General features: G+C 62.3%; 26 protein-coding genes. 19 read left to right on the top strand and 7 right to left on the bottom strand.

The window, feature by feature from the left end; all coding sequences use genetic code 11:
- Positions 1–8 precede the first annotated feature (8 nt).
- Positions 9–428 carry a DUF4426 domain-containing protein gene (locus C3418_RS03765; protein ID WP_103857982.1) on the top strand — a complete coding sequence of 140 codons (420 nt, stop codon included), beginning with the start codon at positions 9–11 and terminating at the stop codon, positions 426–428.
- Between the two features lie 75 nt (positions 429–503).
- Here the strand turns inward: C3418_RS03765 and C3418_RS03760 are convergent, their stop codons facing one another.
- The 3 genes from C3418_RS03760 to C3418_RS03750 form a co-directional block, all read right to left on the bottom strand.
- The gene (locus C3418_RS03760; RefSeq protein WP_103857981.1) at positions 504–1,334 is read right to left on the bottom strand and encodes a CPBP family intramembrane glutamic endopeptidase; all 831 of its coding nucleotides are present in this window, start codon (positions 1,332–1,334) and stop codon (positions 504–506) included.
- 161 nt (positions 1,335–1,495) lie between these two features.
- Positions 1,496–1,786: a hypothetical protein gene (locus C3418_RS03755; protein ID WP_039039963.1), complete on the bottom strand. Its 291-nt coding sequence runs from the start codon at positions 1,784–1,786 to the stop codon at positions 1,496–1,498.
- A gap of 49 nt (positions 1,787–1,835) precedes the next feature.
- Positions 1,836–2,210, bottom strand: coding sequence for a YacL family protein (locus C3418_RS03750; protein ID WP_039039964.1), 375 nt, complete (start codon positions 2,208–2,210; stop codon positions 1,836–1,838).
- Between the two features lie 206 nt (positions 2,211–2,416).
- On the opposite strand from C3418_RS03750, the gene C3418_RS03745 reads away from it, so the two are divergent.
- The 7 genes from C3418_RS03745 (at position 2,417) to C3418_RS03715 (ending at position 9,875) form a co-directional block, all read left to right on the top strand.
- A complete protein-coding gene (locus C3418_RS03745) occupies positions 2,417–3,532 on the top strand; it encodes a sugar diacid recognition domain-containing protein (protein WP_103857980.1) in 1,116 nt (371 codons plus the stop codon).
- Positions 3,533–3,651: 119 nt separating this feature from the next.
- Positions 3,652–4,914 (top strand): GntP family permease, encoded by a 1,263-nt coding sequence (locus C3418_RS03740; RefSeq protein ID WP_103857979.1) that lies wholly within the window; start codon positions 3,652–3,654, stop codon positions 4,912–4,914.
- Positions 4,915–4,923: 9 nt separating this feature from the next.
- Positions 4,924–6,057, top strand: a complete 1,134-nt coding sequence (locus C3418_RS03735; protein WP_103857978.1) for a glycerate kinase — start codon at positions 4,924–4,926, stop codon at positions 6,055–6,057.
- Between the two features lie 261 nt (positions 6,058–6,318).
- Positions 6,319–6,882 (top strand): NnrU family protein, encoded by a 564-nt coding sequence (locus tag C3418_RS03730; protein ID WP_103857977.1) that lies wholly within the window; start codon positions 6,319–6,321, stop codon positions 6,880–6,882.
- 59 nt (positions 6,883–6,941) lie between these two features.
- Complete coding sequence (locus C3418_RS03725) at positions 6,942–7,478, top strand: glutathione peroxidase (RefSeq protein WP_103857976.1); 537 nt, start codon at positions 6,942–6,944, stop codon at positions 7,476–7,478.
- An 82-nt stretch (positions 7,479–7,560) separates the two neighbouring features.
- Positions 7,561–8,496: a LysR family transcriptional regulator gene (locus C3418_RS03720; RefSeq protein ID WP_010673064.1), complete on the top strand. Its 936-nt coding sequence runs from the start codon at positions 7,561–7,563 to the stop codon at positions 8,494–8,496.
- Positions 8,497–8,678: 182 nt separating this feature from the next.
- Positions 8,679–9,875 carry a NupC/NupG family nucleoside CNT transporter gene (locus C3418_RS03715; protein WP_103857975.1) on the top strand — a complete coding sequence of 399 codons (1,197 nt, stop codon included), beginning with the start codon at positions 8,679–8,681 and terminating at the stop codon, positions 9,873–9,875.
- Positions 9,876–10,474: 599 nt separating this feature from the next.
- Here C3418_RS03715 and C3418_RS03710 read toward each other — a convergent pair.
- Both C3418_RS03710 and arfB read right to left on the bottom strand, forming a co-directional pair.
- A complete protein-coding gene (locus tag C3418_RS03710; RefSeq protein ID WP_103857996.1) occupies positions 10,475–10,969 on the bottom strand; it encodes a methylated-DNA--[protein]-cysteine S-methyltransferase in 495 nt (164 codons plus the stop codon).
- 26 nt (positions 10,970–10,995) lie between these two features.
- Complete coding sequence (gene arfB, locus C3418_RS03705) at positions 10,996–11,412, bottom strand: alternative ribosome rescue aminoacyl-tRNA hydrolase ArfB (RefSeq protein ID WP_010673067.1); 417 nt, start codon at positions 11,410–11,412, stop codon at positions 10,996–10,998.
- A 201-nt stretch (positions 11,413–11,613) separates the two neighbouring features.
- Here arfB and glnK point away from each other — a divergent pair, with 201 nt between their 5' ends.
- The 5 genes from glnK to C3418_RS03680 all read left to right on the top strand — a co-directional run bounded on the left by glnK (position 11,614) and on the right by C3418_RS03680 (position 16,923).
- The gene (glnK, locus tag C3418_RS03700; protein WP_005332325.1) at positions 11,614–11,952 is read left to right on the top strand and encodes a P-II family nitrogen regulator; all 339 of its coding nucleotides are present in this window, start codon (positions 11,614–11,616) and stop codon (positions 11,950–11,952) included.
- A 228-nt stretch (positions 11,953–12,180) separates the two neighbouring features.
- Positions 12,181–13,188, top strand: coding sequence for a Fe(3+) ABC transporter substrate-binding protein (locus C3418_RS03695; protein ID WP_010673068.1), 1,008 nt, complete (start codon positions 12,181–12,183; stop codon positions 13,186–13,188).
- A 39-nt stretch (positions 13,189–13,227) separates the two neighbouring features.
- Positions 13,228–14,853, top strand: coding sequence for an iron ABC transporter permease (locus C3418_RS03690; protein WP_103857974.1), 1,626 nt, complete (start codon positions 13,228–13,230; stop codon positions 14,851–14,853).
- Between the two features lie 40 nt (positions 14,854–14,893).
- The gene (locus C3418_RS03685) at positions 14,894–15,928 is read left to right on the top strand and encodes an ABC transporter ATP-binding protein (RefSeq protein WP_103857973.1); all 1,035 of its coding nucleotides are present in this window, start codon (positions 14,894–14,896) and stop codon (positions 15,926–15,928) included.
- Between the two features lie 89 nt (positions 15,929–16,017).
- A complete protein-coding gene (locus tag C3418_RS03680; protein WP_103857972.1) occupies positions 16,018–16,923 on the top strand; it encodes a Dyp-type peroxidase in 906 nt (301 codons plus the stop codon).
- A 79-nt stretch (positions 16,924–17,002) separates the two neighbouring features.
- On the opposite strand, the gene argR is transcribed toward C3418_RS03680, so the two are convergent.
- Positions 17,003–17,473: a transcriptional regulator ArgR gene (gene argR / locus C3418_RS03675; protein ID WP_005308670.1), complete on the bottom strand. Its 471-nt coding sequence runs from the start codon at positions 17,471–17,473 to the stop codon at positions 17,003–17,005.
- 200 nt (positions 17,474–17,673) lie between these two features.
- On the opposite strand from argR, the gene C3418_RS03670 reads away from it, so the two are divergent.
- From C3418_RS03670 to C3418_RS03640, 6 genes are all read left to right on the top strand, one after another.
- Complete coding sequence (locus tag C3418_RS03670) at positions 17,674–18,414, top strand: ATP-binding cassette domain-containing protein (RefSeq protein WP_041210949.1); 741 nt, start codon at positions 17,674–17,676, stop codon at positions 18,412–18,414.
- 24 nt (positions 18,415–18,438) lie between these two features.
- Complete coding sequence (locus tag C3418_RS03665; protein ID WP_010673073.1) at positions 18,439–19,176, top strand: arginine ABC transporter substrate-binding protein; 738 nt, start codon at positions 18,439–18,441, stop codon at positions 19,174–19,176.
- 3 nt (positions 19,177–19,179) lie between these two features.
- On the top strand, positions 19,180–19,830 hold the full coding sequence (artQ, locus tag C3418_RS03660; RefSeq protein WP_010673074.1) for an arginine ABC transporter permease ArtQ: 651 nt from the start codon (positions 19,180–19,182) through the stop codon (positions 19,828–19,830).
- A gap of 2 nt (positions 19,831–19,832) precedes the next feature.
- On the top strand, positions 19,833–20,495 hold the full coding sequence (artM, locus tag C3418_RS03655) for an arginine ABC transporter permease ArtM (RefSeq protein WP_103857971.1): 663 nt from the start codon (positions 19,833–19,835) through the stop codon (positions 20,493–20,495).
- Between the two features lie 242 nt (positions 20,496–20,737).
- On the top strand, positions 20,738–21,673 hold the full coding sequence (gene mdh, locus C3418_RS03650) for a malate dehydrogenase (protein ID WP_010673076.1): 936 nt from the start codon (positions 20,738–20,740) through the stop codon (positions 21,671–21,673).
- 384 nt (positions 21,674–22,057) lie between these two features.
- Positions 22,058–22,648: a tetratricopeptide repeat protein gene (locus C3418_RS03640; protein ID WP_103857969.1), complete on the top strand. Its 591-nt coding sequence runs from the start codon at positions 22,058–22,060 to the stop codon at positions 22,646–22,648.
- A gap of 82 nt (positions 22,649–22,730) precedes the next feature.
- Here the strand turns inward: C3418_RS03640 and hmpA are convergent, their stop codons facing one another.
- Positions 22,731–23,924, bottom strand: a complete 1,194-nt coding sequence (hmpA, locus tag C3418_RS03635) for an NO-inducible flavohemoprotein (RefSeq protein WP_103857968.1) — start codon at positions 23,922–23,924, stop codon at positions 22,731–22,733.
- Between the last annotated feature and the right edge of the window lie 26 nt (positions 23,925–23,950).

Below are 23,950 nucleotides of genomic sequence, written 5' to 3'. Positions count from 1 at the left end.
ATGACATCATGAAAACAGCCTGGATGAGTTGCCTGCTGGCACTCCTGATGACGCTGCCGCTGCGGGCTGAGCAGATGCAGGAGCTGGGCCCCTGGAAAGTGCACTACAGCGCGTTCAACTCCAGCTTCCTCACCCTCGAGGTAGCCAGGACCTATGGCCTGGAGCGCAGCCGCTATAACGGCATCGTCAATATCGCGGTGCAGAACAAGCAGGGGGTGGCACAGGCGGTGGGGATCAGCGGCGAAGCCCGCAATCTGACCGGCACCCTTCGCACCCTGAATTTTCAGGAGGTGAAAGAGGGGAATGCCATCTATTACCTGGCAGTGCTGCCCTATCGCAATGAGGACACCTACCAGTTCACCCTGAAGATCATGGGGGAGGGGCAGCAGCAGACGCTGACCTTCCAGCAGACCTTCTACGTCGACTAGATTGCAGGGTGAATGCAGATGCCCTGCCCCCACGGGGGCGGGGCATTTTTTTGCCCGGTGAACCTGTGCTCGACGTCAGTGGCTGGCCAGGGGATAGGTAAACAGGGCCAGGTGGGCGAAGTTGAACAGGAAGTGGAACAGGATGGCGATACTGAAGCGCCCGCTCAGTTGGAACGCCAGGCCATAGCAGGCCCCCGCCAGCGCGGCGAACAACACCAGCAACGGGCCACCGGCAAGATGGGCTGCGCCGAACAGCAGGCTGGCGACCAGGAGACCTGCCCAGGGCGTGCTTCGGCTTGCCACCCCTTGATGGATGCATCCCCGGAACAGCGCTTCTTCCGCCACACAGGTGAACAGCAGGTTGTTGAATGCGAACAGCCACCACCAGTGAGGCAGTCCCGCTTCGGGTTTGAGGGCGCCCAGTTGCCAGGCGGTGATGAGCAGGGCCGCGAGCGGCAGGATGAGCAGGGCCAGCGGCCGCCAGCGCATCGTTCCACCCGGGCCGAGCAGGCCGGGGATGGCCAGCAGCAGGGCGAAGAAAATGAGCGGCTTGTCCAGATTGAGGTAGAGGGTGAAGGGCACGCTGGCCGGGCCCGCCTGTACCTTGTCGAGCACCCTGAGATTGTCAAAGCCGGGCACCAGATGCAGCGTCAGGGCGAGGGACCACAGCAGGACCAGCGTCAGTGCGACGCCGCGCCAGGGTGGGGGCAGGGTGGGGGTACGCCAGGCCAGCAGCAGACCGGCGAGGCTGACAAGAGCGGCGAGGGGCGCGAGTCGCTCAAGCCAGAGGGCGGTAAGCAGGGCAAGTCCCAACAGGAGCATGCCGGGCCTGGTCCGGCGGGCGAGGCAGCAGAGTACGGCGAGCCCCAGGACGAGCCAGATGAGAATATCGGGGAGTGGTAACATCGAGTCTCCTTGTATGAATGAAGGGCGCACCTTAACGATCCCCATGGTCTGGTTCAAGGAAAAGGGACTGGCCGGCAGAAGACGCGCAATGAAAAGCCGGAGCTGGGCTCCGGCTTGGGCGGCGGCAAGATGTCACCGAGAGAGACGATGGCCTTCCCGTATCAGCGACCGGACTCGGCGATGACCCGGGCGATGATGTCGGCGCGTTTGCTGGCTTCCAGCTCGCCCAGGGCGATGAGACCGGCCTTGAAGATGACGTTCTTCGGCAGACTGACGTCATCCAGGGTGGTGATGGCCTCGACGTGCATGCCGTTCAGGCGGCTGGCATCGCGCGGGCTCAGGTTGACCTGGGTGTTCAGCACCTGCTTGCCCTTCTTCTTGGGCTGGGCGGGTTTCTTCGGTTGATCCAGCTCGTCTTCCGGCAGTTCGTCATCAAAATCGTAAATGGACATAGTCAATCCTGTTGGGTTGCAAGGGGCATGCTCGCCCGAATGGGGGTAATCAGCCCATATCCTCGTTGCGGATAAAGGCGCGCCAGGAGCCGAGTACCTGGGCAAAATCTTCCAGCCCGCACATGGCCAGCTGTTCATCATCGTAGTAGGCGAGATCGTCGAGATCCTCGTCCTGCTCGATATTGAGGACATTGGCCTTCACCTCGGCTTCCTCGTGGGTCAGCAGCAGGGAGTAGTCGCCCCCCAGCAGCCGGTATTCGGTGCGGGCCCGGCTGGAGAGCTGGTCGATGATGGCGAACAGCTCGTCGAGCTTCTCCTCGTCCTTGCCCACCTCGTCGATCAACCACTGGCCGATGGCTTCATGGCCCATGGAGAACCGGGCGCGATAGCCACCGAACGGGTCGCGGCGAAATTCATAATCCATAGCGGAGTCCATATCGGAGGGTGAAACCACCACGGCGCAAAGCGGCATGATGCCGGATCCTTGATCCATGGTGGGGCACTGATAGCGTAAAGTGGCCTATTCTAGCGATCCCCCCCGCGCTTGTCTTGATGATGTGGGATCTTTAACGGGTGATCCCGGTGATGGCGCACGCCGGGGACCCTGTCAACGAATGGTATGGAGAGGCAATGCAGCTCAACGACGCGCTCGCGCATCAGATAGTCAGCCGGGCGATGAAGATCCTCTCGTTCTCGGTCAACGTGATGGATGAGCGGGGACTCATCATTGCGTCCGGCAATCCGGAGCGGCTGCACCAGCGCCACGAGGGGGCCGTGCTGGCCCTGACCGAGAACCGGGTGGTGGAGATAAGCGAGGCCACCGCCCGGGAGCTCAAGGGGGTGAGGCCCGGCATCAACCTGCCCATCGCCTATCAGGGGGAGCTGCTCGGCGTCATCGGCATCTCTGGGGAGCCGGACATCGTGCGTGCTTACGCCGAGCTGGTGCGCATGACCGCCGAGCTCATCCTGGAACAGGCGGCACTCACCGAGCAGTTGCAGTGGGACAAGCGCCACAAGGAGGAGCTGGTGTTGCAGCTCATTCGCGGCGAAGGGCGGGCCGATCAACTGCAACAGGTGGCCCGCTTCCTCGAGCTGGATCTCGCCCAGCCCCGGGTGGTGGCCGTGCTGGCGCTGGAGGAGGCCGAGCCCGCCCAGGTGAGGGAGCTGGTTCACCTGCTGGAAAACCCGGAGCGGGACAACCTGGTGGCCATCAACGGCCTGGACGAGATAGTGGTGCTCAAACCCGCCCAGCTCAGCGACGGCGTCTGGCAGTCGGCGCAGGAGCGCAGCCGGATCCGGCAGCTGCTCTCCCGTATTCCCCATTTCAAGGTTCGCATCGGTGTGGGTGATTACTTCGCCGGCATCCCCGGGCTGGCGCTCTCCTACCAGACGGCGCGAGACACCTTGCGCCGTGGCATGCGCCAGTCGCCCCGCAAGCAGGTCTATTTCTTCGAGGATTACCGGCTTTCAGTGCTGCTCGGCACCCTGGCGGACTCCTGGCAGGCGGATCAGCTACGGGCTCCGCTGCAAAAGCTGGCGCAGGAGGACACAAAGGGAACGCTGCAAAAGACGCTGCGCCAATATTTCTTGCAGGATTGTGATCTGCATCCCTGTGCCGAAGCCCTGTTCATTCACCCCAACACCCTGCGTTATCGACTGACCCGGATAGAGCAGATAACCGGCTTGAATTTCAACAAGTTAGATGACAAGTTCCTGCTCTATCTCGGGCTCAGTCTCGATAGCTGATTTGTCTTTTCCAACAAAAATACAAGGCCGGTAAATGCTTTTTTTGGTTTTATGGCCAAAGCATTCCAGGCGGGGATCCCCATAATGGCGCCACTCATTACAACAACAAGGTGCCCGTCATGATCCCAGTCTCCGCGCTCGGCGCGCTCGCCGCGCTTTCCATCGCCATCTTCCTCATCCTGAAGAAGGTGCCGCCCGCTTACGGCATGATTGTCGGTGCCCTGGCCGGTGGCCTGATCGGTGGCGCCGACCTGACCCAGACCGTCGCCCTGATGATCGGCGGCGCCCAGGGGATCACCACGGCGGTGATGCGGATCCTGGCGGCGGGTGTGCTGGCCGGGGTGCTCATCGAATCGGGCGCCGCCACCACCATCGCCGAGACCATCGTCAAGAAACTCGGCGAAACCCGCGCCCTGCTGGCCCTGGCGCTGGCCACCCTGATCCTGACCGCGGTCGGCGTCTTCGTGGACGTGGCCGTCATCACGGTCGCCCCCATTGCGCTGGCCATCGCCCGCCGTGCCGATCTCTCCAAGGCGGCCATCCTGCTGGCGATGATAGGCGGTGGCAAGGCGGGCAACGTCATGTCTCCCAACCCCAACGCCATCGCGGCAGCCGATGCCTTCCACCTGCCTCTCACCTCGGTGATGGCGGCGGGCATCATTCCCGGCCTGTTCGGTCTGGTGATGGCCTACTGGCTCGCCAAGCGCCTCAACAACCGGGGCAGCAAGGTGGCCGCCGACGAGGTGGTGAGCGTTGACGGTGCCAAGTTGCCCGGCTTTGCCGCCGCCATCAGTGCGCCCCTGGTCGCCATCCTGCTGCTGGCTCTGCGTCCCATCGCCGGCATCGTGGTGGACCCGCTCATTGCGCTGCCCCTCGGCGGCCTGGTGGGGGCCCTGATGATGGGCAAGTTCACCAAGGTGAACCAGTTTGCCGTCTCGGGCCTGGCCCGCATGGTGCCGGTGGCCATCATGCTGCTGGGGACGGGTACCCTGGCGGGCATCATCGCCAACTCCGGCCTGAAAGATGTGCTCATCAGCGGCCTGACCGCTTCCGGTCTGCCCTCCTATCTGCTGGCCCCCATCTCCGGTGCCCTGATGTCGCTGGCGACCGCCTCGACCACGGCCGGGACCGTGGTGGCCTCCAACGTGTTCAGCGCCACTCTGATTGAACTGGGGATCAGCAGCCTGGCAGGGGCCGCCATGATCCACGCCGGCGCCACCGTGTTTGACCATATGCCCCACGGCTCCTTCTTCCATGCCACCGGCGGCAGCGTCCACATGGGCGTCGGCGAGCGACTCAAGCTCATCCCCTACGAAACCGCGGTCGGTCTGACCATCGCCGTTGTCTCCACCCTGATGTTTGGCGTGTTTGGCCTCGCCTAAGGAACTGATATGAAAATTGTGATCGCCCCCGATTCATTCAAGGAGAGCCTGAGCGCCATGGCGGTGGCCGATGCCATCGAGGCCGGTTTCAAGCAGGTGCTGCCGGATGCCACCTACGTCAAGCTGCCCATGGCCGATGGCGGCGAGGGGACGGTGCAGTCTCTGGTAGATGCCAGCGGTGGTCGCATCCTGCCGGTCGAGGTGACCGCCCCCCTCGGTAACAGGGTGCAGGGCTTCGTGGGCCTGCTGGGGGATGGCAAGCGCGCCGTCATCGAGATGGCGGCGGCCTCCGGCCTCCATCTGGTGGCGCCCGAGCTGCGCAATCCGCGGCTCACCTCCAGTGTCGGCACCGGGGAGCTGATCCTGGCCGCGCTGGAGATGGGGGTGAACCACCTCATCCTCGGCATCGGCGGCAGCGCCACCAATGACGGCGGTGCCGGCATGATCCAGGCACTCGGCGGCAAGCTCCTGAAAGCAGATGGTACCCCCATCGCGCCGGGCGGTGCCGGTCTGGCCGAGCTGGCCACCATCGACCTGAGCGGGCTGGATCCCCGTCTGACCGGACTCACCATCGAGGTGGCCTGCGACGTGGACAATCCGCTGTGCGGCCCCAAAGGGGCGTCCGCCGTGTTCGGTCCGCAGAAGGGGGCAACTCCCGAGATGGTGGCCGAGCTGGATGCCAATCTAGCCCGTTACGCGGACTGCATCGAGCAGGCGCTTGGCAAGCAGGTGAAGGAGATCCCGGGAACGGGGGCCGCAGGCGGCATGGGGGCCGCCCTGGTGGGGCTGCTCGGCGCCGAGCTCAAACCCGGCATCCGGATCGTCATCGAGGCGCTGAACCTGGCCGAGGCGGTGGCCGATGCGGATCTGGTCATCACCGGCGAGGGCCGCATCGACAGCCAGACCATCCATGGCAAGACGCCCATCGGGGTGGCTCGCTGTGCCAAGCAGTTCGGCAAGCCGGTGATCGGCATCGCCGGATGCCTCACCGATGACTGCGGCGTGGTGCACGAGCATGGGCTGGATGCGGTGTTCGCCGTGGTCAATCGGGCCATGTCCCTGCCGGAGGCGCTGGCCACCGCCACCACCAACCTGCAGCTCACGGCACGCAACGTGGCGGCTCTCTACCTGCTGCGCAAATGACCCTCTCTCCTGGCCGATGCGGTGCATCGGCCTGACCTTGCCCCGTGCAGCAGAGTGAGCGGCCCGGCGTGGCACCTCTGACGCACTTGCCGATCCTTGGGTCGGCTTTTTTTATTATCCTGCTGTCTTTCATATGGTTTTTGTATTCTGACAAGGGGCTTTGCGGCATAGTGATCTCCCGACAGTGAGGGAGCCACGAGAAACAAGGCCCGCCTGAGGGAGGGCTTCCCATTCCGGGGGGCAATATGCGAGGTGCGAGCCATGATCCTGCTGACCCTGGGGGTGGTGTTGTTCACCCTGACTCATCTTTACCCCTGTTTTGCGGCACAGCACCGCGCCCGTCTGCGGGCTCGGCTGGGGGAGAACCGCTACAAGGGGCTCTTCTCGCTGCTGGTGTTCGTCGCCATCGGCTGCATCCTCGCAGGCTGGCGCAGTGCCAGCCCTATGCCTCTCTATTTTCTGCCTGTCTGGGGGCCCACCCTGGTGATGGGGATCATGCCGATCGCCCTTGTCCTGCTGTGTGCGGGGCAGGGGGCGAACCATTTCCGCCGTTGGCTGGTGCATCCCCAGCTGCTCGGGGTGCTGCTCTGGTCGGGGGCCCATCTGGCGGTGAACAGCGAGGCGCGTTCTCTGGTGCTGTTTGGCGGGCTCGGTCTCTGGGCTCTCATCAGCATCGTCTGGATTTCGATGCGGGAGTGGGGTCGTCACCCCCGTGCCGCCGCCACCTGGCAGGGGACGGGGATCAGTCTGGGTGCGGGGCTGGCCCTCACGGCTCTGCTTATCTTCTGGGGACACGGCTGGCTGACCGGGATCCCCCTGCACTGATCCCTGAACCAGATTCCGGGGTCTTGCGTATGATGGACAAAACAATGGGAGTCACGTCGATGAAATGGTTCACCCTGCTGCTGATGCTCGGCTCGGGTGCGGTCTCTGCCGCCTGCCCCGATTACTTCAACGTGGAGATGCGGGAGCTCAACAGCACCCAGCGCCACAACCTCTGCCAGTTGACCGAGGGCAAGGTGGTGCTGGTGGTCAACACCGCCTCCTACTGCGGTTACAGCGGTCAGTTCCGGGATCTGGAAGCCCTCTATCAGGGCTACAAGGAGAAGGGACTGATGGTGCTGGGCTTCCCTTCCAACGATTTCTGGCAGGAGGCGGGCAACGAGAACAAAACCGCCGAGGTGTGCCGCCGGGACTACGGGGTGACCTTCCCCATGTTCAACCGGGTGGCGGTGCGGGGTTCGGATGCGGTGCCGCTGTTCAAGGGGCTGACCGCTGCTGCCGACGGTGATGCGCCCAACTGGAACTTCCACAAGTACCTGGTCGGGCGGGACGGCAAGCTGATTGCGAGCTATGGCGCCAACCAGAATCCGTCGGATGATCCTCTCAAACAGCAGATCATCGATGCCCTGGGGCACTGACCCTACCCCATGGCGGGCCGCTCTGGAATAATGCGGCCCCGCCATCCACTCCGGTGACACCGTGCTGCAACGTCTTCCCCAAATGGTGATCTTCGATGCCCTGGTTCGTGAACAGGGCATCTCGGCGGCTGCGCGCCGCCTCGGGGTTTCCAAATCCCACATCAGCAAGCAGCTCGCCCTGCTGGAAACCGCGCTCGGCGCCCAGCTGGTACAGCGCACTACCCGCCGTTTCGGGCTCACCGAACTGGGTCAGGAGTATGCCCGCCACTGCCGCGCTCTGGTGGCGGTGGCGCTGGAGGCGGAATCCATGGTGGCGGAGCGCCGTGGCAAGGTGAGCGGTGTGCTCCATCTGGGGGTTGGTCAATCCTTCGGGCGGTTGCACGTGATCCCGCGCCTCAAGGCGTTTCAGGCACGTTATCCGGATCTGGAGCTGGAGGTGTCCCTGTTCGATCACCGCACCAATCTGGTGGATGAGGGGCTGGATCTCTGGATCACCACCTACGAGGACAAACCCGAGTCCCTGGTAGGGCAGCGACTCGCAGACATCGGTTTCGTGCTGGTGGCCTCGCCGGATTATCTGCTGAGTCACGGCACGCCACTGCACCCCAGGGATCTGGCCCATCACAATTGCATCACCTACCAGAGCCGGGAGCGGCGCTACCACGAGTGGTCATTTCGCCAGGGCAAGGAGCGCCAGACGGTGCAGGTGGCGGGCAACTATCGGGTGGATCTGGCGGAAGCGGTGCGGGACGCCGCCCTGGCCGGGCTCGGCATCGCCTATGTGGCCAACTACCTGCTGGACAAGGAGCTGCAATCTGGTCAGCTCATCCCTCTGCTGCCCCAGTGGCAACCGAACCAGAAGATGGCGGTGCACGCCGTCTATGCCAGGCGAGAGCATCTGGATCCCAAGATCCGGCTGTTCATCGACTTCCTCAAGGAGAGCTTCGGACCCGGGCCCTACTGGGCGCAGCGACTCGCACCCTGGCTCGGGGGGAAATTGTCCGGCACCGAGGAATAATCGTTTCCATACAAGAACACTGGCGTGAGTGCGGTTTCAAAGTTGTGTCAAATCAGTCAGTTGGCGCAATCGATATCGTGCAAACGTTTTTGCTAACAGGGTTGTAACCCTGCAGGGTTGCGGCGGTGAGGGGAGGGGAGCAGAATCCGCGCCCATCTTCAGCCTCACTGGATGGAATCCCCATGATTGCCCTGCTTGGTATCCTGAGCATCCTGGCCCTGGCCGCACTCTGCTCTGATAATCGTCGTCGTATCCCGTTGCGAACAGTGGGCTTTGCCCTCTGCCTGCAAGTGCTCTTCGCCGCCCTGGTGCTCTGGCTGCCCGCCGGTCAGCAGGTCTTGAACGGTGTCAGCGAGAGCGTCAGCAGCGTCATCGGCTACGGCCAGGAGGGGATTGCCTTCCTGTTCGGGGAGCTGGCCAAGTTCAAGCTGGGCTTCATCTTCGCCTTCAACGTGCTGCCGGTGATCATCTTCTTCTCCGCGCTGATCGCCATCCTCTATCACATCGGCCTGATGCCCAAAGTGATCGCCCTGCTCGGCGGCGGCCTGCAGAAATTGCTGGGCACCGGCCGCGCCGAGAGCCTCTCTGCCACCGCCAACATCTTCGTCGGCATGGTGGAAGCGCCGCTGGTGGTCAAACCCTATCTCTCCAGGATGTCCGATTCCCAGTTCTTTGCGGTGATGAGCTGCGGGCTGGCCTCGGTAGCCGGCGGCACCCTGGTGGGCTACGCCAGCATCGGGGTCGAGTTGAAATACCTGATTGCGGCGGCCTTCATGTCCGCCCCTGCCGGGCTTGCCATGGCCAAGATCCTGGTGCCGCCCGCCGCGCAAGAGGAAGATCACCATGAAGACGTGGAGATCCCCCGCGCTACCAACGTCATTGAAGCGGCCGCCGATGGCGCCATGGCGGGTCTCAACATCGCCGTCGCCGTGGGGGCGACCCTGCTGGCCTTCGTCGGCGTGATCGCCCTGCTCAACGGCCTGCTGGGCTGGGCCGGCGACCTGGTGGGGCTGGAGCTGAGCTTCCAGATCATCCTGGGCTGGCTGTTTGCCCCCGTCTCCTGGCTCATCGGCGTCCCCTGGGATCAGGCCCAGGCGGCCGGTGCCCTGATCGGCACCAAGATCGTCATCAACGAGTTCGTCGCCTTCATTGCCCTGGTGCAGGATCAGACCTTGAACGAGTCGAGCAAGGCCATCGTCACCTTCGCCCTGTGCGGTTTCGCCAACATCTCTTCCATGGCGATCCTCATCGGCGGCCTGGGGGCCATGGTGCCGGAGCGCAAGTCCTTCATTGCCCGCTACGGCATGCGCGCCATCCTGGCGGGGGTGCTGGCAAACCTGATGAGCGCCTCCCTGGCAGGCTTGTTCCTCGCCCTCTGATAGACCCTGGAAGTCAGCACCTTCCGGTCATTGCCCGCTTCGGCGGGCTTTTTTGCACCCGCTTGCAGGCAAAAAAAGCGCCTCTGGGGAGGCGCGGGGAAAAGACAGATTGGAAGCGTCACATGGGTGCCACCTGAATGAGGGATGAGCCGTCCCATCCAAGTGTGAAGCCATGATGCCTGATGCTCTCTGAAGCGCTTCTGAGGCGATTCTTCATACTGTGTTCATTTTCAAAATGCTGCTGCAATGTGATTTTTAAATGATTGATGCTGAAATGAAATAAATAATCAGTGATTTATTTTGTTGTGCGGCTCAAAGGAAAGATGAATCGGGGTGGTGGGCATGCTCCTGCCATGGGGCGGTTCCGTCGGAATATTATCCCGATGCCTGCTCAACGCATCACGTAACCATGCTGCAAGATGGCAAGCAACCAGCATGTGATTGGGGTGTTGCCCGTCATGAGCAGTGCAACGCGGTCTGCTATTGGGACCAGCAACTCGTATGTGATGGAGATGCCGCTCGTCAGAGGATCCGCGCGAGTGGCCTGTGGTCTGTGGTGCCAGCACCCGCAACCCGCATTTGACAGGAGGCGCACCCTCTCATGGGGTCAGCGCGAAGTGGTCTGCGGTCTCCTGCTCCAGTGCCAGCAACCAGCGCTTGATGGGGATGCCTCCCCCGTAGCCGGTCAGTTCACCGCTGCGCCCTATGACCCTGTGGCAGGGCACTATGATGCTGAGGGGATTGCGGCCGTTGGCGGCGCCCACCGCCCGCACGGCCCTGGGGTTGCCGATGGCCTCTGCAATCTGGAGGTAGCTGACGGTCTCGCCGTAGGGGATGTCGCACAACGCCTGCCACACGGCCTGCTGGAATGGTGTGCCCGTGGCGGCCAGGGGGAGATCGAAGCGCCGCAGGCGGCCGGCAAAGTAGGCGGAAAACTGCTCGACGAAGGGGGCCAGGGCGGCATCATCCCGCTGCCACTCCGGTTGCGGCAGGACGGGGCGCTCCCCTTGCATGAATTCCACGTGGCGCAGCCCGGCCCCATCGATGGCGATGAGCAGGGGCCCCTTGGCGCATTCACAAAAGCTGTACTGCATTCTCTTGTCCTCGGGCATGTGGCAGGTCACTCCAGTACGGGCTTGCCGCGGGTGGATTTGATCTCTCCCTTGCGTTTCTTGGCATCGACCCGCTTGCGTTGGGAGCTGCGGGTCGGCTTGGTGGCGTGGCGGGCCTTGGGGCGCCACGCGGCTTTTTTCAGCAGCTCGGTCAGGCGGCTCATGGCCTCCTTGCGATTCATGTCCTGGCTGCGATGGGTCTCGACCCTGATCTGGATGAAGCCGTCGTGAACCCGGCTGTCGCTGAGCCGCTCCAGTCCCTCCTTGTAGAGCGGCGGCAGGCTGGGGGAGTCGCGATAATCGAAGCGCAGCCAGACGGCGGAGTCGGTCTTGTTGACGTGCTGGCCGCCATTGCCCTGGGCCCGCATGGTCTGGAATTGCAGTTCATGCCAGGGGATGATCACGCTGTTGGAGATGACTAACATGGGGTGATGCTCTCATTTGGTGCATCAAGGGAGTCTGGTGCAGCTTGGTGCCTCATTATGGGGCGAGATGCGCTTCCTTGGTGATCCTGAGCCTTTCTGGCTCAGAGTGTCATATCTATCTATATGAAAATAAACGATAAAAATACTTGGCACAAGAATTGATGACCCATTCGTGACATACCATGGATTGGGAGCAACCAGATGAAGCTGATTACTGCGATTATCAAACCTTTCAAGTTGGACGACGTGCGCGAGGCCATCGCCAACCTGGGGGTGGAAGGCCTGACCGTCTCCGAAGTGAAGGGTTTTGGTCGCCAGAAGGGGCACACCGAATTATACCGGGGGGCCGAGTACCAGGTCGACTTTCTGCCGAAGGTAAAGCTGGAGATCGCCACCGCAGACGAGAACGTCGAAGGGGTGATCGAGGCCATCTGCAAGGCTGCCTATACCGGCAAAATCGGTGACGGCAAGATTTTCGTCTATGACCTGCTGCAAGCGGTGCGTATTCGTACTGGTGAGAGCGACGACGAGGCGCTCTGAGTACGCTCCTTTGCCCGGCCGGGTCGGGCAAAGGTCCGGGCAGGTTCTGCCGACAGTGTGAAGGGGTGGTCGTCGAAAGACCGGATGGGATTCCATCCGGTCTTTTTGTTTGGCCGCTGATTAAATAGATCGTTCCAACCCAGCAAACAGCCTTGATCCTCTCCTCCCGATTCATGCAGAATGCAAACGAAAATGGTTATCACTCTTTACGCAGACAAGGAACGGATGATGAAAATGAAGATGTTGGCACTGGCTTTCTCCACGCTTGTCGCCCAGTCGGCGTTCGCCGCCCAGGAGGTAAACGTCTATTCGAACCGTCAGGATGAGCTGATCAAGCCCATCATCCAGCAGTTCGAGAAGGAGACTGGGATCAAGGTCAATGTGGTGTTTGCCAAAGAGGGGCTGAACGAGCGTCTGGAACGGGAAGGCAAGCTCTCTCCGGCCGATCTGATGCTGACCGTGGACATCAGCCGTCTGACCGAGCTGGTGGACAAGGACCTGGTGCAGCCGGTGGACAGCAAGACGCTGCAGGAGAACATCCCCGCCATCTATCGCGATCCGGACAACCGCTGGTTCGCCTTGACCACCCGGGTGCGTGCCATCTACTCCAGCAAGGAGCGTCTTGGCAAGCTCGACACCATCCGCTACGAAGATCTGGTCAAGCCTGAATTCAAAGGAAAAATTTGTACCCGTAGCGGCAAGCACGAGTACAATGTGGCGCTGGTTTCGTCCATGATTGCCCATCACGGCATGGCGGACACCAAGACCTGGCTGGAAGGGGTCAAGGCCAACCTGGCGCGCAAGCCCCAGGGCAACGACCGTGATCAGGTCAAGGCGATCAAGGACGGCATCTGTGATGTCTCCCTGGGCAACAGCTACTACCTGGGTGCCATGTTGAAGGACCCGGCGCAGAAGTCCTGGGCCGACGCGGTGGAAATCAACTTCCCGAACCAGGGTGATCGCGGTGCCCACGTCAACGTGAGCGGCGTGGCCATGACCAAGTATGCCAAGAACAAGGACGCAGCACAGAAGCTGATGGAGTTCCTCTCCGGGGATACCGCCCAGCACATGTATGCGGATGTGAATGCCGAGTACCCGGTCAAGGCGGGGGTCGAGCCTTCTGCCATGGTCAAGTCCTGGGGCACGTTCAAGTCTGACCCCATGCCGGTCAGCGATTATGCCAAGCACCGCAAGGACGCCTTGCAACTGCTGGATGAAGTGAAATTCGACTTGTAATCAGATGGGGCCAACGGCCCCATCAACTTCTGTGGACTCATGAAACATTTTGGATGGATTGCCGGCAGCTGGGCCACCGCCCTGCTGCTGGGTTTGCCGGTACTCGCCCTGGTCTTCTCCGCCTTCTCGGCTGATGGGGAACTGTTTGCCCACCTCGCCGATACCGTACTGCCGGACTATCTGCGAAACACGTCCGGCCTGGTGCTGGGGGTGGTCTGCTTCAGCCTGCTGTTCGGAGTGCCCACCGCCTGGCTGGTGGCCATGTGCGAGGTGCCGGGGCGCCGCGCCCTGCAATGGGCGCTGATGCTGCCCATGGCGATGCCCTCCTATATCGTTGCCTACGTCTATACCGACCTGCTCGACTACTCGGGCCCGCTGCAGGCGGGGCTGCGTGCCCTGTTTGGCTGGCAGGGACCGACCGACTACTGGTTCCCGGCCATTCGCTCCCTCGGGGGCGCCGCCTGGGTGCTGGCGCTGGTGCTCTTCCCCTATGTCTATCTGCTGGCACGGGCCTCCTTCCTGGAGCAGTCGGTCAGCCTCATTCACTCCAGCCGTCTGCTCGGCTGCACCCCCTGGCAGAGCTTTCGCCGCCTGAGCCTCCCCCTGGCCCGCCCGGCCATCATGGTGGGGGCATCTCTGGTCGCGATGGAAACTCTGGCGGACTTTGCCACCGTCCACTTCTTTGCCATCAACACCCTGACCACCGCCATCTACGACACCTGGCTCGGCTACGGCAGCCTGGCGACCGCCGCCAAGCTCTCCTGTCTGATGCTGCTGGCGGTGGTGCTGCTCATCGCGCTGGAGCGCCGCTCCCGCCAGCGCCAGCAGGTGTTCCAGAAGTCCATGGGCTTCGAGCAGCCCCTGCGTTACCCCCTCGGGGGCCTGAGGGGCGTGCTGGCCGGGCTCTGGTGCTGGGGCCTGGTGCTGGCGGGGTTTGCCCTGCCGTTCGTCATCCTGCTCGATTACGGGGTGCGTTACTTCGCGCTGTCGTGGACGCCCGAATTCGTGCGCTTTGCGGGCAACAGCCTCGCCATCTCGGCCCTGACCGCCCTGCTGGCCATGGCCATTGCCCTGCTGCTCGGCTTCTTCCGTCGCCTCGATGGGGGGACTCGCAGCCTGCTGCCCCTGCGCCTCGCCGCCATGGGCTATGCCATGCCGGGGACCGTGCTGGCCATCGGCGTGCTGGTGCCGCTCACGGCCCTTGATTTTGGCATCAACGATCTGGCCGAGTGGCTCGGGATGCCGGGCCCCGGTCTGCTCCTGACCGGCACCCTCACCGCCATCGTGTTCGGCTATCTGGTACGCTTCGTGGCCATCGCCATCGGGTCGGTGGAGAGCAGCATGAGCAAGATCTCCCCCAGCCTCGACATGGCTGCCCGCTCTCTGGGGCAGGGGGCGGGCGGCATGCTGCGTCGCATTCACCTGCCGCTGGTACGCCGCGGCCTCTTTGCCGGCGCCATGCTGGTGTTCATCGAATCCATGAAGGAGCTGCCCGCCGCCCTGCTGCTGCGGCCGTTCAACTTCGAAACCCTGGCGACTCACGTCTATCAGTTCGTCTCGGACGAGATGCTGGAGCGGGGGGCGCTCGGTGCCATCGTCATCGTGCTGGTGGGGCTGATTCCCCTGCTGTGGATCAACCGTACCCTGGATGGTCCAGGCCATTGAGCGGCCCCGTCCGGCATCACTACGCGAGAGGAAAAGAACCTTGTCCTGCCTGAATATCGAGAAGGTCAGCTGTCACTACAATGGCCGCCCCGTGCTGGAGCAGCTCTCCCTGCAGGTGGCCGACAACGAGATCGTCTGTCTGCTGGGGGCCAGCGGCTGTGGCAAGACCACGCTGCTCAAGGCGGTGGCCGGTCTGCTGCCCCTGGCCCAGGGGGAGATCCGGCTGGGAGAGACCCTGCTCGATGCCCCCGGCGTGAGTGTGCCGCCGGAGGCCCGCCATATCGGCATGATCTTCCAGGATTACGCCCTCTTTCCTCACCTGACGGTGGCCGAGAACGTCGGCTTCGGCCTGACCGGGCAGGAGCGCGGCCGCCGCCAGCAGCAGGTGGACGAGGCGCTGGCGCTGGTCAACCTGCAGGGGCTGGGGGAGCGCTATCCCCATCAGCTCTCCGGCGGCCAGCAGCAGCGGGTGGCCATCGCCCGCGCCCTGGTGTGCAAGCCGCGCCTGATGCTGCTGGACGAGCCCTTCTCCAACATCGACACCCAGGTGCGGATGAAGCTGATCCTCGAGATCCGCGCCCTGCTCAAACAGCAAGGCATTGGTGCCATCTTCGTCAGCCACAGCAAGGAAGAGGCCTTCGCCTTCGCCGACCGGCTGGCCCTGTTTCGCGCCGGTCGCATCGAGCAAGTGGGGGAGCCGGAGCAGCTCTATCGCCGCCCCGGGAACCGCTTCGTGGCGGAGTTTCTCGGCGGGGTCAATTATCTGGCGGCCGAGGTGGTGGACAGCCACTGCGTGCAGACCCTCCTTGGAACCATCTACGGTCAGGAGCCCCATGGCCGCGCGGTGGGGGAGCGGTTGCAGCTCATGCTCAGACCTCAGCAACTGGCGCTGACGGCGGCGGATGACGGTGAGCTCCGGGTGCGTGAGCAACAGTTCCTGGGCCATCACTGCCGGGTACTGGTGGAGTGTGGCGGCCAGCAACTGGAAGCCAGCATCGGTGAGCCTCTGGAAGGGGAGCGCGCGCGGGTGACCGTGGCGCCTCATGCCCTGGTGTTGTTTGACCCCTTGCCCTGAGTGCGTGGTATTGTCGTGAAATCAATGAACTGGAAGCGCGCTGGTTTATAATCGCGCCACGCCCATAGCCAACGCACTTGGAGAGAGACATGAAAGCCCAAGCCGGGATCTGCGCAGAGCCGAATCTGCACGCCCTCTATCTGATGTTCAATCGCACCGGTGACGCCGCTGCCCTGACCTCCCGCCTGGCCAGCCTGCCAGCACTCTGGGAGGTGGTGAGCGCCGACTTCCCCGATGCTGCCTTCAGCGGTCTGGTCGCCGTCGGGGCCGACGCCTGGGATGATCTCTATCCTGCCGCCCGGCCGCCCCAGTTCCGCGGTTTCATGGCGCAATCCGCCAACGGTCAGGAGGCCCCCAATACCCCGTTCGATCTGTTCGTGCAGTTGCGTGCTGATCGGGTGGACGTGCTGCATCATGCCGGTCATCGCGTCATGGCCCTGCTGGCCGGGCTTGTTGAATTGGCCGAGGAAGTCCGCGGTTTTCGCAACCAGGATTGCCGGGATCTGACCGGTTTCGTCGACGGCACCGAGAACCCGCAGGATGAGCACCGCGCCGTGGTGGCGTTGCTGGACGGCGGCGAGTTCGCCGGTGGCTCCTACATCCACGTGCAGCGCTGGGTCCACGCCATGAGCGACTGGGAGAAGCTGGCCCTGAAGGAGCAGGAAGACATCATAGGCCGCACCAAAGTCGACAACATCGAATACGAGTCCGCCGACAAGCCGCTCACTTCCCACATCAAGCGGGTCAACCTCAAGACCCCGAAGGGGGAGTCCATGGAGATCCTGCGCCAGAGCATGCCCTGGGGCACCATGAGCGAGCAGGGGCTCTACTTCATCTCCTGCTGCCGCACGCCGCTGCACTTCAACGCCATGCTGGCCAGCATGTACAAAGGGGAAGGCAGCCACTTCGATCACCTGCTGCGCTTCACCCGGGCGGTGACCGGTGCGGCCTTCTTCGCCCCTTCCGTCGATTTTCTGGTGGCCGAGGGCAAATAAGCCCGGCCTGCCGACCGCTCAAAACAAAAAATCCCGGCCAAGGCCGGGATTTTTGTGCGGATCGCCCAAGGCGACCGGATCAGGGCGTCTGCTCGAACAGCTCGAGGGCGGAGAGGTAGAGCTCCTCGATGTCGGTATCGCTGGTCGGGGTGATGAAGATGGTGTCATCACCGGCGATGGTGCCGAGGATCCCTTCGGCCTTGCCGAGGGAGTCAAGCAGGCGGGCGATCAGCTGGGCTGCGCCGGGGCTGGTGTGGATCACCACCAGAGCGCCGTTGTGGTCGACATCCAGCACCAGGTTCTTGAGGGGGCTGGAGGTGGTGGGCACGCCCAGCTCCACCGGCAGACAGTAGACCATCTCCATCTTGGCATTGCGGGTGCGAACGGCGCCGAAGCGGCTCAGCATGCGCGAGACCTTGGATTGGTTGATGTTCTCGAAGCCCATCTCTTGCAGGGCAGTCACTATCTCTGCCTGGGAGCCGAAACGCTCCTCTTTCAGCAAGGCTTTAAAGGCCTTGGCCAGTTTTTCTTGCTTGTCGTTATGTTTCATCTTGGACTCACGAATGAGGGGAGTGACCGCCTGTCACGCTCAGGCAGCAGATACGAACAGCGCTGCTATTTTGCATTCATATGCCTGTTTTGGCAAGGAAGCGGCGCTTGTTCTGCATATTGATTCAAATATAGCTTGCATCAACTTATGCTGGCGCTAGAATCAGGACGAAATTTTGAAAACTTATTCAATTGGGCTGTATGGGTATCGAATTAATCGGCATCGAAAAATCCTGGCACAAGGTGCCGGTACTGCAGCAGGTGAGCTTTCGGACTGCTCCCGGCGAGACCTTGGTATTGCTGGGCCCGAGCGGGGCAGGCAAGAGCTCTCTGCTGCGCATGATGAACTTGCTGGACACGCCGGATGCCGGTGTGTTGCGCATCGCAGACTGTGAATTTTCTTTCCCGTCCAGCCTCTCTACTGCCGAATTCAACCGTCAGGCACAGGCGCTGCGCCGCAAGGTGGGCATGGTGTTCCAGCAGTACAATCTGTGGCCGCACCTCACCGTGATGGAGAATCTGATTGAAGCGCCCGTCAAGGTGCTCGGCATGAGCCGCGACGCGGCCATCGAGAAAGGGGCCTATTTGCTGGCCCAGCTGCAACTGGCCGACAAACGGGACGCCTGGCCCGCACGGCTTTCCGGTGGCCAGCAGCAGCGGGTCGCCATTGCCCGGACCCTGATGATGGATCCCCAGGTGCTGCTGTTTGACGAACCGACGGCTGCCCTGGATCCCGAAATTACCAAAGAGGTGGCGGAGATCATCCGCACTCTGAGCCAGACCGGCATCACCCAGGTGGTGGTGACCCACGAGGTGGAGTTCGCCCGCAAGGTGGCCAGTCAGGTGATCTATCTGGAGAAGGGGCGGATCATCGAATCCGGCACCGCCGCCATCTTCCAGTCCCCGCAAACCAGCCGGTTTGCCGAATTCTTGATGCATTGATATTGAGTCGATAAGGAAGCTGTCATGAAAAAGAGTCTGTTGCTGATCGCCGCCATGGGTCTGCTGAGCACTTCTGTGCTGGCCAAAGAGATCAAGTTCGCCACCGAGGCAACCTATGCGCCGTTCGAATACCTGGATGACAAGAACGAGTTCCAGGGCTTTGACATCGATCTGGCCCGCGCTGTCTGCGAGCAGGCCAAGCTGGAGTGCAGCTTCCACAACCAGGCCTTCGACAGCCTGATCCCCAGCCTCAAGTTCCGTCGCTATGATGCCGTCATCGCCGCCATGGACGTGACGCCGGAGCGGGCCGCCCAGGTCGACTTCTCCGACATCTATTACGAGAACTCCGCGGTGTTCGTCGCCAAGAAAGAGACCTTCAAGGGGCCGGACGATCTGGTGGACAAGACAGTCGGCGTGCAGAACGGCACTTCTCACCAGTCCTATCTGGTGGACAACTGGGTGAGCAAGGGTCTGCTGACCGTGCCCTACGCCAGCTACCAGAGCGCCTTCCTGGACATGATGAATGGCCGTACTGACGGCGTGTTTGCCGATACGGCGGTGGCCGCCGACTGGCTCAAGCAGCACAAGGAATACGCCGTGGTCGGTACCCCGGTGACCGACGCCAAGTACTTCGGTACCGGTTTTGGCATCGCGGTGGCCAAGGGCAACCAGGAACTGCTGACCCAGCTGAACAAGGGGCTGGCCGAGATCAAGGCCAACGGCACCTATCAGAAGATCTATGACAAGTACTTCGCGCAGTAAGCCATGTTGAGCCTGTTGTTGGATGCAGCCTGGATGACCCTCGGGCTGGCCCTGGCATCCCTGGTCGGTGGCATGGTGCTGGCACTGGCATTCAGTGCGGCTGAGTTGAGCAAGCAGCGTTGGCTGGTGTGGCCCGTGGCCACCCTGACCACCTTGATCCGAGGTCTGCCCGAGTTGCTGGTGGTGCTCTTCATCTACTTCGGCTCGACCCAGGTGCTGTTCCTCATCACCGGGGAGTATGTGGAGTTCAGCCCGTTCGCCTGCGGTGTGCTGGCGCTCTCCCTGCTGTTTGCGAGCTACGCCACCCAGACCCTGCGTGCCGCCCTCAATGCGGTGCCCCCTGGGCAGCGGCTGGCGGCGCAGGCGCTCGGCCTGGGCAAGGGGCACACCTTCTTTCGCATCGTGCTGCCCCAGGCCTGGCGTCACGCCCTGCCCGGGCTCGGCAACCAGTGGCTGGTGCTGCTGAAAGACACCGCTCTGGTCTCCCTCATCGGGGTGAACGAGATGATGCGTCAGGCACAGATGGCTTCGGCCAGCACCTATCAACCCTTCACCTGGTACGCCGCTGCCGCCCTCATCTATCTGGCTATTAGTCTGGTGAGTGAATTCGGTTTGAAGCAGGCGTCCCGCTATACCCGCCGTTACGGAGGCTGACCATGCAGGATTACCTGATGACCCTGCTGGGAGGGCTGGCGATCACCCTGCAGCTCACCGCGTTCAGCTTGTTGCTGGGCGTGCTGATGGCGGCCGGCATGACCTGGGTGCTGGAGCGTCGCATTCCGGTGGCGACCCAGCTGGTGCAGCTCTGGGTACTGATCTTTACCGGTACGCCGCTGCTCATCCAGATCTTCCTCATCTACTACGGGCCTGGCCAGTTTGAATGGCTCAAGGCGGGGCCGCTCTGGCCGCTGCTCAAGCAACCCTGGTTCTGCGCCGTGCTGGCGCTCGGTTTCAATACCGCAGCCTACTCCACCCGGCTGTTCAAAGGGGCGCTCGACGCCATCCCCGCCGGTGAAGTGGAGGCCTGCCGTGCGCTCGGCTTCTCGGCCGGACAGACCCTGTGGATGAAGACCCGCCATGCCGCCCGTCGGCTGGTCCCCGCCTATTCCAACGAGGTGATCCTGGTGCTCAAGGGGAGTTCGCTCGCCAGTACCATCACCATCATGGACATCATGGGGCTGGCCCAGCGTCTCAACGCCCAGACCTATGACACCCTGGCGGTGTTCACCGTGGCCGGAGCGCTCTATCTGACCATGAATGGATTGTTAACAATTGGTTTCCGCTGGTGTGAGCGTCGGGCACTGGCTTTCCAGTCCTGAAGCAGTCACATTTACCTCTTAATGATGAGGGGGGCACAGGAAATCTGTGTCTTTCCTCCCATTTATCGCATATTCCTCTCCGCTTTCATCGCCGCTTGTTCCCTGGCTCACAGAACCCGTGATTACAACTGTTATCAGATTGTTTTTTAGGAGGGGATCCTTTAAGGTGAGGCGCACAATAAGAATCAGCGTTAACCCAACTAGAAACAACCTTAAACCTACGCTTAGACATGGAGTTGATCATGAAAGTTGCCGTTCTGGGTGCCGCCGGTGGCATCGGCCAAGCCCTCGCTCTGCTGTTGAAAAACCGCCTGCCTGCCGGTTCCGAACTGAGCCTGTATGACATTGCCCCGGTCACTCCGGGCGTGGCGGCGGACCTGAGCCACATCCCGACTGACGTGAAAGTAAAAGGTTTCTGCGGTGAAGATCCGAGCCCGGCTCTGGTCGGCGCCGATGTCGTGCTGATCTCTGCCGGCGTGGCGCGCAAGCCCGGCATGGACCGTTCCGACCTGTTTAACATCAACGCCGGTATCGTCAAGAACCTGGTGGAAAAGTGTGCTGCTTCCTGCCCGAAAGCACTGATCGGCATCATCACCAACCCGGTCAACACCACGGTCGCCATCGCCGCCGAAGTGCTGAAGAAAGCCGGTGTCTATGACAAGCGTCGCCTGTTCGGCGTGACCACCCTGGATGTGATCCGTGGCGAGACCTTCGTGGCCGAAGCCAAGGGCCTGAACGTTGACAAGGTACGTGTCAACGTCATCGGCGGTCACAGTGGCGTGACCATTCTGCCGCTGCTCTCCCAGGTTGAAGGCGCCAGCTTCACCGCTGAGGAAGTGGCTGCCATGACCAAGCGCATTCAGAATGCCGGTACCGAAGTGGTGGAAGCCAAGGCCGGTGGCGGTTCCGCCACTCTCTCCATGGGTCAGGCAGCCTGCCGTTTCGGTCTGTCGCTCATCAAGGGTCTGCAAGGGGAAGCCAACGTCATCGAGTGTGCCTATGTGGAAGGCAACGGTGAGCACGCCACCTTCTTCGCGCAGCCGGTGCTGCTCGGCAAGAACGGTGTCGAAACCGTGCTGGACTACGGCAAGCTGAGCGCCTTCGAGCAGGAAGCGATGGACAGCATGCTGGCCACCCTGAAGGCTGACATCCAGCTGGGCGTCGACTTCGTCAAGTAAGTCTATACGTCGACCGCAAGGGGAGCCCAGGCTCCCCTTTGTCATTTTCGGGGTTGGGTGTAGCGGGCTAAGGAGATGGCCCTGGCTGCCGATAACAGAAGGCAGCAGGAGATCCCTATGATAAAACCAAGAACCCTCATCGCCATTATCGGTGTGTGCAGCTTCCCTTTGCAGGGTGCGGAGCCCACCTCGGCCGCTGCGCCCACCCAGGCGGTGGCGGTTGCAACCGCGCCGCCATCCGCGGCGTCTGCACCCTCATCATCGGCCCAGCCAGCCCTGACGCCAGCCTCTTCTGTCGCCACGCCATCCCTCCCTGTGTCAGCAGCGCCAGCCCAGGCGCCATCCGCATCCGCACCTGTACCGTCCGCACCGGCAGCTGCGCCGTTGCCCAGGGCGACGACGCAGGCATCCGCTGCTGCGGGAGAGTTGCAGGCCGTGCCGCTCTATCGCCAGGACGAACTGCTCAACTGGATAGAGCAGGGGCGCCATCTGGCCCGGGTGAAGCAGGACAGGTGCCAGCTCACCCAGGATATCGAGGCGCGGGCCTCGGTGATGAAGATCCCTGCCTATCAGTTCCTCTGGGGAGACATGCTGGCCTGGGGAGTTTGCACCAAGCCGGATGCCCAGATCGGGGTGCAGTACATGTGGGAGGCCGCCAACCAGGGGCTGGCGCCGGCGCTGGAACAGCTTGGCCGCTATTACTGGAAGGGGATCCTGGTTCAGAAGGATCTGGTGAGGGCCGAGACCCTGATGCGGGAAGCCGCGAGCCTCGGCTTCTTGCGGGCACAGATGGAGTGGGTGGAGATGTTGCTGCAGGGCATGGGGAGTCCCCTGGATTACGAGGAGGCGTATCACTGGCTGCACGGCGCCGTCATCGGTGACAAGGCCATGCACCAGAAGGCGGCGAGCCTGCTCAGCCGGCTCGGCAACCGGATGCCCGCCAATGCCATCGCCCGTGCCAAGGCGATGCGCTGAGTCCTGATAGTCCGCTTTGATATGACAAGGCCCACGAAGCTGTGCTTGTGGGCCTTGTGCATTTTCCCGGTCAGGGGAGGGATCAGAGAGCCTGATGGGGGCCGAAAACCTCGTAGTGCATCCGCTCGGCAGGCACGCCCACATTCTCCAGCTGAGCTTTGACTGCCTTCATGAACGGGACAGGGCCGCAGAAATAGTAGTGGGCGTCGGCCGGAATGAGGTCGGTGACCTGCTCCAGTGCCAGAGTGCCGCTGAAGTCGTAATCCTCTCCTTTGACATCCTGCTCCCCCGGCTCCCGATACCAGATCCGGCTCTCCAGTTTCCCGTATTGCCTGCTCTTTGCCCGGATCTCGTCCCTGAACGCGTGGTGGGCGCCATGTTCGCAGGCGTGAAGCCAGCGAATATCCATATCCGGGCCCTCGGCCAGCAAGTGGTTGAGCATGCTCAGCATGGGGGTGAGGCCGACCCCGGCGGAGATCAGCACCACGGGCGTGTCTATCTCCTCTTGCAGGAAGAAGTCGCCGGCCGGCGGCATGATGTCGACCGTGTCACCGATGTGAAGATGATCATGCAACAGGTTGGAGGCCTGACCCCAGGGTTCGCGCTTGACGCTGATGCGGTAGTCGCGGCCATTGGGGGCGTCCGAGAGGGAGTACTGGCGGATCTCCTGATGCTCGAGGGCGGGATGAACCAGCTTGATACTGAGATATTGCCCCGGTTTGAAACGCAACACGGGGTTGCCATCGAGGGGGGCCAGGACGAAAGAGGTGATGAGTTCACTCTCCTGACGCTTCTCCTTGATGATGAAAGGGCGGGTTCCCTGCCAACCACCGTCCTGGCTTGCCTTTTCCCGATAGAGCTCGCTCTCCCGGCCGATAAAGATGTCGGCCAGCACACCGTACGCCTTGCCCCAGGCGGTAAGGACCTCCTCCGTGACAGCGTTGCCACCCATTTCTTTGAGCGTGGCCAAGAGATGACTACCCACAATGTGATATTGTTCCGGCTGGATCAGGAAACCCGTGTGTTTGTGGGCGATGCGTTCAACGGCTCCGGCCAGGGCCCCCAGATTGTCGATGTTCCTGGCATAGGCCGCCACCGCACTGAACAGTGCCAAGGGCTGTCCCCCGCTACGCTGGTGAGCCAGGTTGAAGAGATCCTTCAACTCGGGATTGTGGCTGAACATGCGCTGATAAAAGTGCCGTGTGAGGTCAGGGCCCGCCGATTCGAGCAAAGGAATGGTGCTCTTGATGACGGCGATGGTGGCTTGGTCTAACATAGGAGGTCCTTTCTAATTGAACATCT

Source organism: Aeromonas sp. ASNIH8 (assembly GCF_002919855.1).
Taxonomy (GTDB): Bacteria; Pseudomonadota; Gammaproteobacteria; order Enterobacterales; family Aeromonadaceae; genus Aeromonas; species Aeromonas caviae.
This window is presented reverse-complemented; position numbering and strand designations above follow the sequence as displayed.

Excerpts from the sequence above, each read along its gene's own strand:
- argR (WP_005308670.1), bottom strand. The coding sequence starts at position 17,473 with ATGAAACATAACGACAAGCAAGAAAAACTGGCCAAGGCCTTTAAAGCC.
- C3418_RS03695 (WP_010673068.1), top strand. The coding sequence starts at position 12,181 with ATGAAAATGAAGATGTTGGCACTGGCTTTCTCCACGCTTGTCGCCCAG.
- C3418_RS03725 (WP_103857976.1), top strand. The coding sequence starts at position 6,942 with ATGAAATGGTTCACCCTGCTGCTGATGCTCGGCTCGGGTGCGGTCTCT.
- artQ (WP_010673074.1), top strand. The coding sequence starts at position 19,180 with ATGTTGAGCCTGTTGTTGGATGCAGCCTGGATGACCCTCGGGCTGGCC.
- C3418_RS03710 (WP_103857996.1), bottom strand. The coding sequence starts at position 10,969 with ATGCAGTACAGCTTTTGTGAATGCGCCAAGGGGCCCCTGCTCATCGCC.
- C3418_RS03680 (WP_103857972.1), top strand. The coding sequence starts at position 16,018 with ATGAAAGCCCAAGCCGGGATCTGCGCAGAGCCGAATCTGCACGCCCTC.
- arfB (WP_010673067.1), bottom strand. The coding sequence starts at position 11,412 with ATGTTAGTCATCTCCAACAGCGTGATCATCCCCTGGCATGAACTGCAA.
- C3418_RS03730 (WP_103857977.1), top strand. The coding sequence starts at position 6,319 with ATGATCCTGCTGACCCTGGGGGTGGTGTTGTTCACCCTGACTCATCTT.
- C3418_RS03755 (WP_039039963.1), bottom strand. The coding sequence starts at position 1,786 with ATGTCCATTTACGATTTTGATGACGAACTGCCGGAAGACGAGCTGGAT.
- C3418_RS03690 (WP_103857974.1), top strand. The coding sequence starts at position 13,228 with ATGAAACATTTTGGATGGATTGCCGGCAGCTGGGCCACCGCCCTGCTG.
- mdh (WP_010673076.1), top strand. The coding sequence starts at position 20,738 with ATGAAAGTTGCCGTTCTGGGTGCCGCCGGTGGCATCGGCCAAGCCCTC.
- C3418_RS03745 (WP_103857980.1), top strand. The coding sequence starts at position 2,417 with ATGCAGCTCAACGACGCGCTCGCGCATCAGATAGTCAGCCGGGCGATG.
- C3418_RS03750 (WP_039039964.1), bottom strand. The coding sequence starts at position 2,210 with ATGGATTATGAATTTCGCCGCGACCCGTTCGGTGGCTATCGCGCCCGG.
- C3418_RS03715 (WP_103857975.1), top strand. The coding sequence starts at position 8,679 with ATGATTGCCCTGCTTGGTATCCTGAGCATCCTGGCCCTGGCCGCACTC.
- C3418_RS03735 (WP_103857978.1), top strand. The coding sequence starts at position 4,924 with ATGAAAATTGTGATCGCCCCCGATTCATTCAAGGAGAGCCTGAGCGCC.
- artM (WP_103857971.1), top strand. The coding sequence starts at position 19,833 with ATGCAGGATTACCTGATGACCCTGCTGGGAGGGCTGGCGATCACCCTG.
- C3418_RS03665 (WP_010673073.1), top strand. The coding sequence starts at position 18,439 with ATGAAAAAGAGTCTGTTGCTGATCGCCGCCATGGGTCTGCTGAGCACT.
- hmpA (WP_103857968.1), bottom strand. The coding sequence starts at position 23,924 with ATGTTAGACCAAGCCACCATCGCCGTCATCAAGAGCACCATTCCTTTG.
- C3418_RS03720 (WP_010673064.1), top strand. The coding sequence starts at position 7,561 with ATGGTGATCTTCGATGCCCTGGTTCGTGAACAGGGCATCTCGGCGGCT.
- C3418_RS03765 (WP_103857982.1), top strand. The coding sequence starts at position 9 with ATGAAAACAGCCTGGATGAGTTGCCTGCTGGCACTCCTGATGACGCTG.
- C3418_RS03740 (WP_103857979.1), top strand. The coding sequence starts at position 3,652 with ATGATCCCAGTCTCCGCGCTCGGCGCGCTCGCCGCGCTTTCCATCGCC.
- C3418_RS03760 (WP_103857981.1), bottom strand. The coding sequence starts at position 1,334 with ATGTTACCACTCCCCGATATTCTCATCTGGCTCGTCCTGGGGCTCGCC.
- glnK (WP_005332325.1), top strand. The coding sequence starts at position 11,614 with ATGAAGCTGATTACTGCGATTATCAAACCTTTCAAGTTGGACGACGTG.
- C3418_RS03670 (WP_041210949.1), top strand. The coding sequence starts at position 17,674 with ATGGGTATCGAATTAATCGGCATCGAAAAATCCTGGCACAAGGTGCCG.